Annotated in this window: 15 protein-coding genes; 13 read left to right on the top strand and 2 right to left on the bottom strand. The window is 65.6% G+C overall.

What is annotated here, in order from left to right:
- Positions 1–2: 2 nt before the first annotated feature.
- The 9 genes from lpxA (at position 3) to ASC92_RS19510 (ending at position 9,850) form a co-directional block, all read left to right on the top strand.
- Positions 3–791 carry an acyl-ACP--UDP-N-acetylglucosamine O-acyltransferase gene (gene lpxA, locus ASC92_RS19550; protein WP_056518778.1) on the top strand — a complete coding sequence of 263 codons (789 nt, stop codon included), beginning with the start codon at positions 3–5 and terminating at the stop codon, positions 789–791.
- Between the two features lie 10 nt (positions 792–801).
- Positions 802–1,950 carry a lipid-A-disaccharide synthase gene (gene lpxB / locus ASC92_RS19545; protein ID WP_082519656.1) on the top strand — a complete coding sequence of 383 codons (1,149 nt, stop codon included), beginning with the start codon at positions 802–804 and terminating at the stop codon, positions 1,948–1,950.
- Complete coding sequence (gene rnhB, locus ASC92_RS19540; RefSeq protein ID WP_056518777.1) at positions 1,922–2,644, top strand: ribonuclease HII; 723 nt, start codon at positions 1,922–1,924, stop codon at positions 2,642–2,644. Before lpxB ends, rnhB begins: the two co-directional genes overlap by 29 nt.
- A 5-nt stretch (positions 2,645–2,649) precedes the next feature.
- The gene (locus ASC92_RS19535; protein WP_056518775.1) at positions 2,650–3,435 is read left to right on the top strand and encodes a TrmH family RNA methyltransferase; all 786 of its coding nucleotides are present in this window, start codon (positions 2,650–2,652) and stop codon (positions 3,433–3,435) included.
- A 142-nt stretch (positions 3,436–3,577) separates the two neighbouring features.
- On the top strand, positions 3,578–4,762 hold the full coding sequence (gene carA, locus ASC92_RS19530; protein WP_056518772.1) for a glutamine-hydrolyzing carbamoyl-phosphate synthase small subunit: 1,185 nt from the start codon (positions 3,578–3,580) through the stop codon (positions 4,760–4,762).
- A complete protein-coding gene (gene carB / locus ASC92_RS19525; RefSeq protein WP_056518770.1) occupies positions 4,755–8,003 on the top strand; it encodes a carbamoyl-phosphate synthase large subunit in 3,249 nt (1,082 codons plus the stop codon). The genes carA and carB overlap by 8 nt, the downstream gene beginning before the upstream one ends.
- 8 nt (positions 8,004–8,011) lie before the next feature.
- A complete protein-coding gene (locus ASC92_RS19520; RefSeq protein ID WP_056518768.1) occupies positions 8,012–8,881 on the top strand; it encodes a Kdo hydroxylase family protein in 870 nt (289 codons plus the stop codon).
- A gap of 64 nt (positions 8,882–8,945) precedes the next feature.
- Complete coding sequence (greA, locus tag ASC92_RS19515) at positions 8,946–9,422, top strand: transcription elongation factor GreA (protein WP_056518766.1); 477 nt, start codon at positions 8,946–8,948, stop codon at positions 9,420–9,422.
- 11 nt (positions 9,423–9,433) lie between these two features.
- A complete protein-coding gene (locus ASC92_RS19510) occupies positions 9,434–9,850 on the top strand; it encodes a DUF4149 domain-containing protein (RefSeq protein WP_056518764.1) in 417 nt (138 codons plus the stop codon).
- A gap of 34 nt (positions 9,851–9,884) precedes the next feature.
- Here the strand turns inward: ASC92_RS19510 and ASC92_RS19505 are convergent, their stop codons facing one another.
- On the bottom strand, positions 9,885–10,643 hold the full coding sequence (locus ASC92_RS19505; RefSeq protein ID WP_056518762.1) for a hypothetical protein: 759 nt from the start codon (positions 10,641–10,643) through the stop codon (positions 9,885–9,887).
- A gap of 2 nt (positions 10,644–10,645) precedes the next feature.
- A complete protein-coding gene (locus ASC92_RS19500) occupies positions 10,646–11,125 on the bottom strand; it encodes a YhbY family RNA-binding protein (protein WP_056518758.1) in 480 nt (159 codons plus the stop codon).
- Positions 11,126–11,158: 33 nt separating this feature from the next.
- On the opposite strand from ASC92_RS19500, the gene ASC92_RS19495 reads away from it, so the two are divergent.
- From ASC92_RS19495 to glmM, 4 genes are all read left to right on the top strand, one after another.
- Entirely contained in the window at positions 11,159–11,827 is a 669-nt protein-coding gene (locus tag ASC92_RS19495; protein ID WP_056518755.1) for an RlmE family RNA methyltransferase, read from the top strand.
- A gap of 168 nt (positions 11,828–11,995) precedes the next feature.
- Positions 11,996–13,912, top strand: coding sequence for an ATP-dependent zinc metalloprotease FtsH (gene ftsH / locus ASC92_RS19490; protein ID WP_056518753.1), 1,917 nt, complete (start codon positions 11,996–11,998; stop codon positions 13,910–13,912).
- A 103-nt stretch (positions 13,913–14,015) separates the two neighbouring features.
- Entirely contained in the window at positions 14,016–14,828 is an 813-nt protein-coding gene (gene folP / locus ASC92_RS19485; protein WP_056519149.1) for a dihydropteroate synthase, read from the top strand.
- On the top strand, positions 14,825–16,153 hold the full coding sequence (gene glmM, locus ASC92_RS19480) for a phosphoglucosamine mutase (RefSeq protein WP_056518751.1): 1,329 nt from the start codon (positions 14,825–14,827) through the stop codon (positions 16,151–16,153). Before folP ends, glmM begins: the two co-directional genes overlap by 4 nt.
- The last annotated feature ends 5 nt before the right edge of the window (positions 16,154–16,158 follow it).

The raw sequence follows: 16,158 nt of genomic DNA, 5'->3' as shown, positions 1-16,158 counted from the left end.
GCATGACCCAGGTTCATTCGACAGCACTCGTCGACCCCCAGGCCGAACTCGACGCCTCGGTGTCGGTCGGTCCCTATACCGTGATCGGTCCGCACGTGCGTGTGGGCGCGGGCACCACCATCGGCGCGCATTGCGTGATCGAGGGGCGCACGACCATCGGGCGCGACAACCGGATCTTTCAGTTTTCGTCGCTCGGGGCAGTGCCGCAGGACAAGAAGTACGCCGGGGAGCCGACCGAGCTCGTCATCGGCGACCGCAACGTCATTCGCGAGTTCTGCACGTTCAATCTCGGCGTGCCGGGGGCGGGCGGCGTGACGCGCGTGGGCGACGACAACTGGATCATGGCGTACACGCACATCGCGCACGACTGCCATATCGACAACCACACCACGCTGGCCAACAACACCACGCTGGCGGGGCATGTGCACCTGGCCGACTGGGTCACGGTCGGCGGGCTCACCGGCATTCACCAGTTCGTCTCGGTGGGGGCGCATGCCATGCTCGGCTTCGCGAGCGCGGTGTCGCAGGATGTGCCGCCTTTCATGCTGGTCGATGGCAATCCGCTGGCAGTGCGCGGCTTCAACATCGTCGGCCTGCGGCGGCGCGACTTCTCCGCCCAGCGGCTTGCGGCGGTGAAGCAGATGCATCGCCTGCTGTACCGTCAGGGCAAGACGCTCGAAGAAGCGCGCACGGCCATTGCCGCGCTCGCGACGGAAATGCCGGAAGCTGCAGGTGACGTCGCGCTGATGGAGTCCTTCCTCGCCAACTCGACGCGTGGCATCGCGCGCTGAGGTGTCCGCGATGCAGAAGGACGGACAGCGACGCTTCGCGCTGGTCGCGGGCGAAGCCTCCGGCGACCTGCTCGCGGGTTTGCTGCTCGATGGCCTCCTGGCCCGTTGGCCCGAACTCCAGACCGTCGGCATTGGCGGCCCCCGCATGCTGGCCCATGGCTTCCAGAGCTGGTGGCCGCAGGAAAAGCTCGCGGTGCGCGGCTACGTCGAGGTGCTGCGGCACTACGCCGAGATCGCAGGCATCCGCCGCCAGCTGAAGACCCGGTTGCTGAGTGAACGGCCCGAACTGTTCATCGGCGTCGATGCACCCGATTTCAATCTCGATCTCGAAGCCGGCCTGCGCAGCCAGGGCATCAAGACCGTGCATTTCATCTGCCCTTCGATCTGGGCCTGGCGGCCGAAGCGCATCGAGAAAGTCCGGGCTGCGGCCGACCATGTGCTGTGCATCTTCCCGTTCGAGCCGGAACTGCTCGAAAAGCAGGGTGTTGCCGCGAGCTACGTGGGGCATCCGATTGCCAACGTGATCCCGATGACGCCCGACCGCGCCGCGGCCCGCACCGCGATCGGGTTGGCGTCCGACGCACAGGTCGTCGCCTTGTTGCCGGGCAGCCGCCGCTCCGAGATACGCTACCTGGCGGACCGATTCTTCGCCGCCGCCGCGCTGATGCAGAAGGCCCGGCCGGCGCTCCAGTTCGTGGCGCCCATCCTTCCGGGGCTGCGCTTCGAGGTCGAGGCCTTGCTCCAGGCCAGCGGCATGAGGGGCCGGGTGAAGCTGCTCGATGGCCAGTCGCACACCGCACTGGCCGCCTGCGACGCCACGCTGATCGCCAGCGGCACCGCCACGCTCGAGGCGGCGCTGTTCAAGCGGCCGATGGTCATCGCCTACAACATGAACGCGCTCTCGTGGCGCGTGATGCAGCGCAAGCAGTTGCAGCCGTGGGTCGGCTTGCCCAACATCCTGTGCCGCGAGTTCGTGGTGCCCGAACTGCTGCAGGAAGCCGCCACGCCCGAGGCGCTGGCTCAGGCCACGCTGGCCTGGCTCGACGAGCCCGAAAAGACGCGGGCCCTGCAACAAAGATTTTCCGAGCTGCACGTGCAATTGCAGCGCGATACGCCGACACTTTGCGCCGATGCGATCCAGAAAGTTCTTGAAAGCTGAGCAAGCCCGTTTGGTGTGGGACGCGCCGGGCCTGCTCGCAGGCGTGGACGAGGCCGGTCGCGGCCCGCTGGCGGGCCCTGTGGTGGCCGCGGCGGTGATCCTCGACGACACCCGGCCGATCCGCGGACTGGCCGATTCCAAGGCCCTCACACCTTTGCAGCGCGAGCGCCTGCACGATCAGATCCTGGCCAAGGCCCTTTGCTGCTCCATCGCCCAGGCGAGCGTCGAGGAAATCGATACGCACAACATCCTGCAGGCCACGATGCTTGCGATGCGGCGCGCGGTCGAAGGCTTGCGCCTGAAACCGGCCAAGGTGCTGGTCGACGGCAACCGCCTGCCGACGCTCGACGTGCTGGCCGAGGCCATCGTCAAGGGCGATGCACTGGTCAAGGCGATTTCGGCTGCGTCCATCCTGGCCAAGGTCCATCGCGACCGTCTCTGCGAGCAATTGCACGTCGAATTTCCGAACTACGGCTTTGCCGGCCACAAGGGCTATGGCACGCCGGAGCACCTGGAAGCGCTGCAGCGCCACGGCGCCTGTGTGCATCACCGCAGGTCGTTCAGCCCGGTTGCCGCCGCGCTGGCTCGGACGGCAGCGGGTACCGCGCAGGTCGTCGAGACCTTGTCGGCCGCGCCCACGGTGTTCGCGGCAACGGTCGAGGCCGTGCACCTCGACCTGCGCGCCGCGCCCTGACCCTCATGACCACCGATCCCGGCGCGAGCCTCATCAGTTCGCGCGACAACCCGCTGCTCAAGGACCTGCGCAAACTGGCCCAGGATCCGGGCGCCTATCGCAAGCTGCGCCGCATCTGGCTCGAAGGCGATCATCTTTGCCGAGCGGCGCTTGCGCGCGGCGTGAAGCCGGCGATAGCGGTGTTTTCGGAGTCTTTCTGGCCTACAGCCCCTGCCGAATGGGCGAGTAGTGCTATTAAAACCGTAGTTGTCAGCGACGATCTGCTGCGCGGTGCCAGCGGCCTGGAATCGCCTGCGCCGATGGGCTTCGTACTCGACCTGCCAGCGCGACCGGAGCTGATCCCCGACGCGCCCAGCGTGGTGCTCGACCGTCTGCAGGACGCCGGCAACGCCGGCTCCATCCTTCGCAGCGCAGCCGCTTTCGGCTTCACCCAGGTGATCGCGCTCAAGGGCACGGCGGCGCTGTGGGCGCCGAAGGTGCTGCGTGCAGGCATGGGTGCCCATTTCGGCCTGCGGCTGATCGAGGGCGTGGACGCCGACGTGCTCGACGGCCTGAAAGTACCGTTGGTGGCGACCAGCTCGCACCACGGCGAGTGGCTTCACAAGGCCGACCTGCCGCATCCCTGCGCCTGGCTGATGGGCCACGAGGGGCAGGGCGTGTCGCCCGCCCTGGAGGCGCGCGCCACGCACCATATCCGCATCGCCCAGCCGGGCGGCGAGGAGTCGCTCAATGTGGCCGCGGCCGCCGCGATCTGCCTGCATGCGAGCGGAGCAGCCCTGCAGGCCAAATAACACACCCAGTCCGGGCTACAATCGGGGGCTTACTCGCAAATCAGCGTCGCCCGGCCGCCTTTAACGCCAAAATCCCCTGAAGCAGCAGTCCGCAGGCAACGCGCCTGGGGCTCCGGGCGACCGTAACCATCCGGAGAACCCAGTGCTTTTGTCTCTCAAGGGAAGTTTCCCGCCCGCCATCCTGGCGCTCGCAGACGGCACGGTCTTTCAAGGCAATTCGATCGGAGCCGCCGGCTCCACGACCGGTGAAGTGGTGTTCAACACCGCCATGACCGGTTACCAGGAAATCCTCACCGACCCGAGCTACTGCCAGCAGATCGTGACCCTCACGTATCCGCACGTCGGCAACTACGGCGTCAATGGTGAGGACATCGAAGCCGACAAGATCCATGCCGCGGGCCTGATCATCAAGGACCTGCCCCTCGTCGCCTCCAACTTCCGCAAGACCGCCACGCTGACCGAGTATCTCGTGTCGGGCAACACGGTGGCCATTGCGAACATCGACACCCGCAAGCTCACGCGACACCTGCGCACCCGCGGTGCGCAGAACGGCTGCATCCTGGGCTTGGCCGCGGGCGAAGCTGTCACGCAGGCTCTGATCGACAAGGCCATCGCCGCAGCCAAGGCCGCGCCGAGCATGTCGGGCCTCGACCTCGCCAAGGTGGTCTCGGTCAAGCAGACCTACGAATGGACCGAAACCGAGTGGAAGCTCGGCGCGGGCTACGGCGTGCAGATCACGCCGCAGTTCCACGTCGTCGCATTCGACTACGGCGTCAAGAAGAACATCCTGCGCATGATCGCGCAGCGTGGCGCGCGCATCACCGTGGTGCCGGCACAAACGCCCGCGGCCGACGTTCTCAAGCTCAAGCCCGATGGCATCTTCCTGGCGAACGGCCCCGGCGACCCGGAGCCTTGCGACTACGCCATCAGTGCCGTCAGGGAACTGATCGAGACCGGCATTCCCACGTTCGGCATCTGCCTGGGTCACCAGATCATGGCGCTCGCCTCGGGCGCCAAGACCTTCAAGATGAAGTTCGGCCACCACGGTGCGAACCATCCGGTGAAGGACCTCGACAACGGCCGCGTGAGCATCACCAGCCAGAACCACGGCTTCGCGGTCGACGAGAAGTCGCTGCCAGCCACCCTGCGTCCCACCCACATCAGCTTGTTCGACAACACGCTGCAGGGCCTGGCGCGCACCGACAAGCCCGCGTTCTGCTTCCAGGGCCACCCTGAAGCCTCGCCCGGCCCGCACGACATCGGTTACCTGTTCGATCGCTTCACGGCACTCATGGAAAAGCACAAGACGGAGAGCAAGAATGCCTAAGCGCACAGATCTGAAATCGATCCTCATCATCGGCGCCGGCCCGATCATCATCGGCCAGGCCTGCGAGTTCGACTACTCCGGCGTGCAGGCCTGCAAGGCGCTGCGCGAAGAGGGCTACAAGGTCATCCTGATCAACAGCAATCCCGCGACGATCATGACCGACCCGGCCACGGCCGACGTCACCTACATCGAGCCGATCACCTGGCAGACGGTAGAGAAGATCATCGCCAAGGAACGCCCCGACGCGATCTTGCCGACCATGGGCGGCCAGACCGCGCTGAACTGTGCGCTCGACCTCTGGCGCAACGGCGTGCTCGACAAGTACACGGGCGCGGCCACCGGCAAGCCCGTCGAGCTGATCGGCGCCACGCCCGAAGCCATCGACAAGGCCGAAGACCGCCTGAAGTTCAAGGACGCGATGACCAAGATCGGTCTCGGTTCGGCGCGTTCGGGCATTGCGCACACGATGGACGAAGCCTGGGCCGTGCAGAAGACGCTCGGCTTCCCGACCGTGATCCGCCCCAGCTTCACGCTCGGCGGCACCGGCGGTGGCATCGCCTACAACCCCGACGAATTCGAGACCATCTGCAAGCGCGGCATCGAAGCCTCGCCGACCAACGAGCTGTTGATCGAAGAGTCTCTGCTCGGCTGGAAAGAGTACGAGATGGAAGTCGTGCGCGACAAGGCCGACAACTGCATCATCGTCTGCTCGATCGAAAACCTCGACCCGATGGGCGTGCACACCGGCGACTCGATCACCGTGGCCCCCGCGCAGACGCTGAGCGACAAGGAATACCAGATCCTGCGCAACGCCTCGCTGGCCGTGCTGCGCGAGATCGGCGTGGACACCGGCGGCTCGAACGTGCAGTTCTCCATCAATCCGAAGGACGGCCGCATGGTCGTCATCGAGATGAACCCGCGCGTCTCGCGTTCGTCGGCGCTGGCCTCCAAGGCCACCGGTTTCCCGATCGCCAAGGTCGCGGCCAAGCTGGCCGTGGGCTACACGCTCGATGAGCTGCGCAATGAAATCACGGGCGGCGCCACGCCCGCATCGTTCGAGCCCTCGATCGACTACGTGGTGACCAAGATCCCGCGTTTCGCGTTCGAGAAATTCCCGCAGGCCGACTCGCGTCTCACGACGCAGATGAAGTCGGTGGGCGAGGTGATGGCCATGGGCCGCACCTTCCAGGAATCGTTCCAGAAGGCCCTGCGCGGCCTCGAAGTGGGCGTGGATGGCCTCAACGAAAAAACGCAGGACCGCGAAGTGCTCGAAAAGGAACTGGGCGAGCCCGGTCCCGAGCGCATCTGGTACGTGGGCGATGCCTTCGCCATGGGCCTGAGCGTCGATGAAGTGTTCGCGCTGACCAAGATCGACCCGTGGTTCCTGGTGCAGATCGAAGAGATCGTGAAGATCGAACTCGAACTGGAAACCAAGTCGCTGGCCGACATCGACAAGGACACGCTGCTCGCGCTGAAGAAGAAGGGGTTCTCCGACCGCCGCCTCGCCAAGCAGCTGAAGACCACCGACACCGCGATCCGCGAGAAGCGCCGTGCCCTGGGCGTGCGTCCGGTCTACAAGCGCGTGGACACCTGCGCGGCCGAGTTCGCGACCAACACGGCCTATATGTACTCGACCTACGAGGACGAGTGCGAAGCTGACCCGACGGACAAGAAAAAGATCATGGTGCTCGGCGGCGGTCCCAACCGCATCGGCCAGGGCATCGAGTTCGACTACTGCTGCGTGCACGCCGCGCTCGCCATGCGCGAGGACGGCTACGAGACCATCATGGTCAACTGCAACCCCGAGACCGTGTCGACCGACTACGACACCTCCGACCGCCTGTACTTCGAGCCGCTGACGCTCGAAGACGTGCTCGAGATCGTCGACAGGGAAAAGCCGCTCGGCGTGATCGTGCAGTACGGCGGCCAGACGCCGCTGAAGCTCGCACTCGACCTCGAAGCGAACGGCGTGCCGATCATCGGCACCTCGCCCGACATGATCGACGCGGCCGAAGACCGCGAGCGTTTCCAGAAGCTGCTGCACGAACTGGGCCTGCGCCAGCCGCCGAACGCCACCGCGCGCACCGAACCCGAGGCGCTCGAGAAGGCTGCTGCCCTCGGCTATCCGCTGGTGGTGCGCCCGAGCTATGTGCTCGGCGGCCGCGCGATGGAAATCGTGCACGAGCAGCGTGACCTCGAGCGCTACATGCGCGAAGCCGTCAAGGTCAGCAATGACTCGCCGGTGCTGCTCGACCGCTTCCTGAACGACGCTGTCGAGTGCGATGTCGACTGCATCCGCGACGCCGAAGGCGCCACGCTGATCGGCGGCGTGATGGAGCACATCGAACAAGCCGGTGTGCATTCGGGCGACTCCGCCTGTTCGCTGCCGCCCTACAGCCTGAGCGCAGAAACCATCGCTGAACTGAAACGCCAGAGTGCCGCCATGGCCAAGGCTCTGAACGTGGTCGGCCTGATGAACGTGCAGTTCGCGATCCAGCAAAAAAATGGCAAGGACGTCATCTACGTGCTCGAAGTGAACCCGCGCGCTTCCCGCACCGTGCCCTACGTGAGCAAGGCCACCGGCATCCAGCTCGCCAAGGTGGCGGCACGCTGCATGGCCGGCCAGTCGCTGGCGTCGCAGGGCGTGACGAAGGAAGTCACTCCGCCGTACTTCAGCGTGAAGGAAGCCGTGTTCCCCTTCGTCAAGTTCCCGGGCGTGGACACCATCCTCGGCCCCGAGATGAAGTCGACCGGCGAAGTGATGGGCGTGGGCAAGACCTTCGGCGAAGCCTTCGTGAAGTCGCAGCTCGGCGCGGGCACGCACCTGCCGAAGTCGGGCAAGGTCTTCATCTCGGTGAAGAACAACGACAAGGCGCGTGCCGTGGAAGTGGCGCGCGGACTGGTCAAGCTGGGCTTCGAGATCACCGCCACCAAGGGCACGGCTGCCGCCATCAGCGCCGCCGGCATCGACTGCGCGACGGTGAACAAGGTGACCGAAGGCCGCCCGCACATCGTGGACATGATCAAGAACAACGAGATTGCGCTGGTCATCAACACGGTGGAAGAGCGCCGCAATGCGATCACCGATTCGCGCCAGATCCGTACCTCGGCGCTGCTCGCCCGCGTGACCACCTTCACCACGATCTTCGGCGCCGAAGCCGCGGTCGAAGGCATGGGCTTCATGGACGAGCTCGGCGTGATCTCGGTGCAGGAGATGCACGCGCAGCTCGCCGCAGCCTGAGTGCCTTCATGGAAACGCAGCTCGTCGAACTGGACTTGAGCGACTGGAGCGCGGCCACGCCGAACGAGGCGTGGATCGCGGAGCTGGAAGCGGGCAAGGTGCTGTATTTCCCGCGCCTGGGCTTCGAGCTGCTGACCGAAGAGCGTGGCCTGCTCACGCCGAGCCTGCTGTCGCCCGATGTGCGCAACATCAGCCTCGATGCCAATGGCAAGCTCAAGGGCGCTGTCGGCGACGAGGCGGTGCAGCGCAAGGCCGCGGCGATGGTGGGGCGCTTCCGTGCACAGGCCACGCAGCTCATTCATGGGCTGCTGCCGCACTACACGCCGGCCTTGCGGCTGGCGCCCACGAGCTACCGGCCGGCGCAGGTCGAGACGCGCGTGCAGTCGTGGCGCGCGGACGATCGGCGTTTGCACGTCGATGCGTTCCCGTCGCGCCCCAACTATGGCGAACGCATCCTGCGTGTGTTCACCAACGTCAATCCCGAAGGCGCGCCGCGCGTGTGGCGCGTGGGCGAGCCTTTCGAGGACATCGCCAAGCGCTTCCTGCCGCGCGCCAAGCCATATGTGCGCTGGCAAGCCAGGCTGCTGCAGGCGCTGCACGTGACCAAGTCTTTCCGCAGCGAGTACGACCACCTGATGCTGCAGCTGCACGATGGCATGAAGTCGGACATGGCGTACCAGGAAAACTCGCCGCAGGAAAAGGCCGAGTTTCCGCCGGGCTCGGTGTGGGTGTGCTTCTCCGACCAGACCTCGCACGCCGTGATGGCGGGCCAGTACATGCTCGAGCAGACCCTTCATCTGGCCGCTTCGAAGCAATACAATCCCGACTCGAGCCCGCTCGCCATCTTGAGCCGGCTGACCGGACGCAATCTCGTCTGACCTGTCCCCCCAATCGACCGCCGAACGGCATCGTTCGGCGGTTTCGCTTTATGGAGAACCAAACATGGCCACCATTCCAATTACCAAGCGCGGTGCCGAAAAGCTGCGCGCCGAACTGCACCAGCTCAAGACGGTGGACCGTCCCTGGGTCATCAACGCCATCTCCGAAGCGCGCGCCCAGGGCGACCTGAGCGAGAACGCCGAATACGAAGTCGCCAAGGACCGCCAGGGCTTCATCGAAGGCCGCATCCAGGAGGTCGAAGGCAAGCTGTCGGCCGCGCAGATCATCGATCCGTCCGAGCTCGATGCAGGCGGCAAGGTGGTGTTCGGCTCTACCGTGGAGCTCGAAGAGGAGGAGAGCGGCGACGCGGTGAAGTACCAGATCGTCGGTGAAGACGAAGCCGATCTGAAGCTCGGCCTGATCAACATTTCCAGCCCGATCGCGCGCGCGCTGATCGGCAAGGAAGAGGGCGACACGGCCGAAGTGCAGGCGCCCGGCGGACTCAAGCGCTACGAGATCGTGGCCGTGCGCTACCTCTGATTTTTCGATCCATGAAAGACCGCATTGCGCTGATGCTGGCCGCCTTCTGGTGGGGCAGCCTCACCACGATCGGCTTCCTGGTGGTGCCGATGCTGTTCGCGAAGCTGGGCAATCCATCGGTGGCGGGCAACTTCGCCGGCCAATTGTTCGAGGCGCAGAGCTGGATCGCAATTGCTTGCGGACTGATCCTGCTGATCCATTTCAGGTCCAAGGCCGACGAGCGCATGGACGGGGCGGCGATGACGGCCATCTTCTTCGTCCTGGGTGCACTGTTGCTGGCGCTGCTTCAGCAGTACGCCGTGGCGCCGCGCATCATGGCGCGCGAGAACCTCAAGCTGTGGCACGCCGTGGGCAGCGGCATGTACTTCGTGCAGTGGCTGTGTGCCGGCGTGCTGCTCTGGCGCATGGGCGCCCGCAAGCCGGGCTGAAGTGCGGAGGCGGCAGTTTGCCGCCTCTTGCCTCTCACTCTTTCCAATACTTGGCGACCCAGCCCGCAGGCCGGATGTACCGGAAGGCCCGGTTGCGGCGGCCCGCCAGCGCGTCCGGCGGGTTGCACTCGCCATGGAACACCATGATGCGTGCGCCCTCGGGCACGAAGGGCTCTTCCCAGTAGTTGGTCGGCCAGGTCGGGATGCCGTGGTACTTGAAGCTCGGGCACCAGGCGTCGGGCCAGTAGGCCAGCTTGCCCTGCTTGTGGAGCACGTCCGAAAGGTAGGCCTGCTCGTTGCGGTACTCGGCCTGGACCTTGTCCATGTTGGCGCGGAAATACGCCAGCACGTCGGCATGGGCGCCCAGCTCGAAACGGTAGACCGACGAATTGCCCGTGACCCGCTCGCGCCGCCAGGGGCGGGCGTAGTCGTGAATGATCAGGAATTCGCCCGGCTGCTCGAAGAAGGCGTCAAGGCTGCCGACAACCACCACGTCGAGGTCGAGGAAGAGGGCGGGGCCGCGCAGGCCGTGCAGGTCCTGCTCGAAGGTCGTGAGCTTCTTCCAGGCGCCATCGCGCTGGCCCGGGGCCAGGTGCAGGTTGAGCGGCGGGATCGGCAGGCACGTCACCTCGGGGTGGATGCCGTTGCCGTCGTCGGTCAGGCACACGAACTTGAAATCGCCGCGGAGGTTGCGGCGCACCATCGCGTAGAGCCGGTTGACGTATTCGGGGCCGTACTTCGTGCCCCATTTCATGCAGAGGATGTGGCGCTGGACGCCTTGCGCTGCCACCAAGCTCAGTCCGCCTGGTTGCGCTTCTTGGCCGACAGCGGCCGCTTCGCCTTGGCGCGCTTGATGGTGCCGCCAGGGGTGAGGCGCTGATTGCCGAGCACGCGCAGGGTCTTGATCTCGGGGCGCTGGCCGCCGCGCTTGCTGTACTTGACGATCTTGACGTCGCGCGGTCCGGGCATGCGGTCTTCATCGACCACACGTTCTTTTTCGGGGATCGGGCGCCACAGCACCAGCAGCTTGCCGATGTGCTGGACCGGGGCGGCGCCGAGTTCGTCGGACAACTCGCGCAGCATGGCGTCGCGGGCGAGGCGGTCGTCGGAGAAGACCCGGACCTTGATCAGGCCATGGGCCTTGAGCGCCGCATCGGCCTCTTTTTTCACGGCAGGGGTGAGCCCGTCTCCACCGACCATGACGATCGGATCCAGGTGGTGAGCTTCGGCGCGGTGCACCTTGCGCTCGGCAGGGGTAAGTTGAATGGCGGGCATCCCCGTATTATCGACGCGTACACGAAGACCTTCATGAGCACCAAAGCCAAAAGCAAAAAAGTCAACAAGGCGTGGCTGCACGACCATATCAACGACCCCTACGTGAAGCTCGCCGCCAAGGAGGGTTATCGCGCGCGCGCCGCCTACAAGCTCAAGGAAATCGACGAGTCGCTCGGGCTCGTCAAGCCGGGGCAGCTGGTGGTGGACCTAGGTTCTACCCCGGGTGCCTGGAGCCAGTACCTGCGCCGGCGCATGTCGCCGGGCGGGGCGGCGGCGGGCGAGTTGAACGGCACCATCATTTCGCTCGACATCCTGCCGATGGAACCCATCGAGGGCGTGACCTTCCTGCAGGGGGATTTCCGCGAAGACGCGCTGTTGCAGCAGTTGCTGGGCGTGCTGGCGGGCCGCAAGGCCGACCTGGTGGTGTCGGACATGGCGCCGAACCTGTCGGGCATCCATTCGGCCGATGCCGCCCGCGTGGCGCACCTGATCGAGCTTGCGATCGACTTCGCCCGGCACCATCTGAAGCCGGAAGGAGCGCTGGTGGCCAAGCTTTTCCACGGCAGCGGCTACGACGATCTGGTGAAGCTTTTCAAGGCGAATTTCCGACTCGTGAAGCCTTTCAAGCCCAAGTCGTCGCGTGACAAATCGGCTGAAACCTTCCTGGTCGGCGTGGGCCTCAAGGCCTCCGATACGCATTGATACCTTGCTGCGCAGGGCCGCGTGCGGGGCGCAAACCCATGCCAGCCTATCGCCGCATTAGGGAAATGCCCGCTTTTCGCAGCTTGAAAAGCCTAAAATGGGGCGCAATTGCGTATCCACAGCGCGTTTTTTCATTTGTCTGTCACGCGCTTTAGCCTGGAGCTTCGTTTGAACAATCAGTGGTTTTCCAAAGTTGCCGTATGGCTCGTCATTGCCATGGTGTTGTTCACTGTGTTCAAGCAGTTCGACACCCGCGGCGGCGTCGGTTCGGGGACAGTCAGCTATTCCGAGTTCCTGGACCAGGTCCGGAACAACCAGGTCAAGAGCGCCGTCATTCCTGAAGGCGCTGCCGGCGGCGAGATCGTCGCCGTCACCAACGACGATCGCAAGATCCGCACGACCGCCACGGTGCTCGACCGCGGACTCGTGGGCGACCTGATCGACCACAACGTCAAGTTCGACGTCAAGCCGCGCGAAGAGGGCTCGCTGCTCATGACGCTGCTGGTGAGCTGGGGCCCGATGCTGCTGCTGATCGGCGTGTGGATCTACTTCATGCGACAGATGCAGGGCGGCGGCAAGGGCGGGGCATTCAGCTTCGGCAAGAGCAAGGCCCGCATGATGGACGAGAACAACAACACGGTCACCTTCGCCGACGTCGCGGGCTGTGACGAGGCCAAGGAAGAGGTCCGTGAAGTGGTCGACTTCCTGAAAGACCCGCAACGCTTCCAGAAGCTCGGCGGCCGTATTCCCCGCGGCCTATTGCTGGTCGGCCCTCCCGGCACCGGCAAGACGCTGCTGGCCAAGTCGATCGCCGGCGAAGCCAAGGTGCCTTTCTTCTCGATCTCGGGTTCCGACTTCGTTGAAATGTTCGTCGGCGTGGGCGCTGCCCGCGTGCGCGACATGTTCGAGAACGCCAAGAAGAACGCGCCCTGCATCATCTTCATCGACGAAATCGATGCAGTGGGCCGTCAGCGCGGCGCCGGCCTCGGCGGCGGCAACGACGAGCGCGAACAGACGCTCAACCAGATGCTGGTCGAGATGGACGGCTTCGAAACCAACCTCGGCGTGATCGTGGTGGCTGCCACCAACCGCCCCGACATCCTGGACGCCGCACTGCTGCGCCCCGGCCGCTTCGACCGCCAGGTCTACGTCACGCTGCCCGACATCCGCGGCCGCGAACAGATCCTCGGCGTGCACATGCGCAAGGTCCCGCTGGGCCAGGACGTGAACCCGAGCGTGATCGCCCGCGGCACGCCCGGCATGTCGGGCGCCGACCTGGCCAACCTCTGCAACGAAGCTGCCCTGATGGCTGCACGCCGCAATGCGCGCGTGGTCGAGATGCAGGACTTCGAGAAGGCCAAGGACAAGATCTTCATGGGCCCCGAGCGCAAGAGCATGGTCATGCCCGAGGAAGAGCGCCGCAACACGGCCTACCACGAGTCCGGCCACGCCCTCATCGGCAAGCTGCTGCCCAAGTGCGACCCGGTCCACAAGGTCACGATCATTCCGCGCGGCCGTGCCCTCGGCGTGACCATGAGCCTGCCATCGCAGGACCGCTACAGCTACGACCGCGAATACATGCTCAACCAGATCAGCATGCTGTTCGGCGGCCGCATCGCCGAGGAAGTGTTCATGCACCAGATGACCACCGGCGCGAGCAACGACTTCGAGCGCGCGACCTCCATCGCCCGCGACATGGTCACGCGCTACGGCATGACCGACGCGCTGGGACCGATGGTCTATGCCGAGAACGAAGGCGAAGTGTTCCTGGGCCGCTCGGTCACCAAGACGACCAACATGAGCGAGCAGACCATGGAAAAAGTCGACGGCGAAGTGCGCCGCATCATCGACGAGCAATACGCCCTGGCACGCAATCTCATCGAGGCGAACAGCGACAAGATGCACGCCATGGCGAAGGCACTGCTCGAATGGGAAACCATCGACTCCGAGCAACTCGATGACATCATGGCCGGCCGCGCACCGCGCCCGCCCAAGGACTGGACGCCGCGCATCCCGCCTTCGGGCAGCGGCGGCAGCGGCGGCACGCCGGCGGTCAATCCCGACCCGGCGCCCACTGCGGCTTGAAGTGGACTTGGCAGCAAGCAACAACGGGGCCTCTGGCCCCGTTTTCCATGGAGAGGTCTGGCAGACGTCGCGCTTTCGCATCGACCTCGCGCAGCCGCGCGTGATGGGCATCGTCAACGTCACGCCCGACTCCTTTTCCGATGGCGGTGCCCACGCCTCCGCCGGCAGCGCGCTGAAGCACTGCGAGCAGCTGCTGAAGGAGGGCGCCGACATCCTCGACATCGGCGGCGAATCGACCCGCCCCGGGAGCCCCGCGGTGCCGCTCGATGCCGAGCTGGCACGCATACTCCCCGTGGTGCGCGAGGCGGTGAAGCTGAACGTGCCGATTTCCATCGACACCTACAAGCCCGAGGTCATGCGCGCCGTGCTCGACCTGGGGGCGGACATCGTCAACGACATCTGGGCGCTGCGCCAGCCGGGCGCGCGCGAAGCCGTCTCGGCGCACCCTTCGTGCGGCATCTGCCTGATGCACATGCACCGCGACCCGCAGACCATGCAGGCCGCGCCCATGGCGGGCGACGTGATCCCTGCGGTGCTGTCTTTCCTCGGGGAGCAGGTGCAACTTCTGCGTGCGCTGGGAGTCGATTCTTCGCGCATCACGCTCGATCCCGGCGTTGGGTTCGGCAAGACCGTGGCGCAGAATTTCGCCTTGCTGGCGCGCCAGCGTGAGTTGCTCGCCTGCGGTTATCCGCTGCTGGTGGGCTGGTCGCGCAAGTCGTCGATCGGCGCCGTCACGGGCATCGAGGCGGCGGGCGAGCGTATGGTGCCCAGCGTCGCGGCCGCAGTTCTGGCCGTGGACCGCGGCGCGGCCGTGGTGCGCGTGCATGACGTGCGTGACACAGTGGCCGCCCTCGCCGTATGGCGAGCAATGAAGGCGACAGAAGAACCACAACAAAGAAAAGAGGAAACCATATGACCCGCAAATATTTCGGCACCGACGGCATCCGCGGCACTGTCGGCCAGGCGCCCATCACGCCCGATTTCGTGCTGCGCCTCGCCCACGCCGTAGGCCGCGTGCTCAAGAGAACCCAGGCGCGTCCCACGGTGCTGATCGGCAAGGACACGCGCATCTCGGGCTACATGCTTGAGTCGGCGCTCGAGTCGGGCTTCAATTCGGCGGGCGTTGATGTAGTGCTGCTCGGCCCGTTGCCGACGCCCGGCGTGGCGTACCTCACGCGCGCCCAACGCGCGAGCCTGGGCGTGGTGATCAGCGCGAGCCACAACGCTTTTCCCGACAACGGCATCAAGTTCTTCAGCGCGCAGGGCACCAAGCTCGACGATGCGTGGGAACTGGCCGTCGAAGCCGCGCTGGAAGAAGCGCCGGTGTGGGTGGACTCCGCCAACCTCGGCAAGTCGCGCCGCCTCAACGACGCGCCCGGCCGCTACATCGAGTTCTGCAAGAGCACCTTCGCCAACGACCTGACCCTGCGCGACATGAAGCTGGTCGTCGACGCGGCGCACGGCGCGGCGTATCAGGTCGCGCCCAACGTGTTCCACGAACTGGGTGCGGAAGTCAGCAGCATCGGCGTTTCGCCCGACGGGCTCAACATCAACAAGGGCTTCGGAGCCACGCATCCTGAAGCGCTGGTCGCAGCAGTGACGACGCAGCAGGCCGACTACGGCATCGCCCTCGACGGCGACGCCGACCGCCTGCAGCTGGTGGATGCCAGCGGGCGCCTGTTCAACGGCGACGAGCTGCTCTACCTCATGGTGGCCGAGCGCATCGCGCGCGGCGAGAAGCCGGCGGGCGTGGTCGGCACGCTCATGACCAACAAGGCCGTCGAAGTGGCGCTGCGCGGGCAGGGCATCGAGTTCGTGCGTGCCAAGGTCGGCGACCGCTACGTGCTCGAAGAGCTGGACAAGCGCGGCTGGCTGCTGGGCGGCGAGGGTTCAGGCCACTTGCTGGCGCTTGATCGCCACACCACGGGCGACGGCATCGTGAGTGCACTGCAGGTGCTGCAGGCTTGCGTGCGCAGCGGCAAGACGGTGGCGCAACTGCTCGAAGGCGTCACGCTGTTTCCGCAGACGCTGATCAACGTGCGCCTGTCTCCGGACCAGGACTGGAAGGCCAACAAGGCGCTCGCGAACGAAACGCAACGCATCGAGGCCGAACTCGGTGACAGCGGACGCGTGCTGATCCGCGCGAGCGGCACCGAGCCGCTGGTGCGGGTGATGGTCGAGGCGCGCGATGCGGCACAAGCCGACTCGTACGCCCAGCGCCTGGCGGCCACGCTGGGCTGATCGGC

It is taken from the genome of Variovorax sp. Root411 (assembly GCF_001425205.1).
GTDB lineage: Bacteria > Pseudomonadota > Gammaproteobacteria > Burkholderiales > Burkholderiaceae_C > Variovorax.
This window is presented reverse-complemented; position numbering and strand designations above follow the sequence as displayed.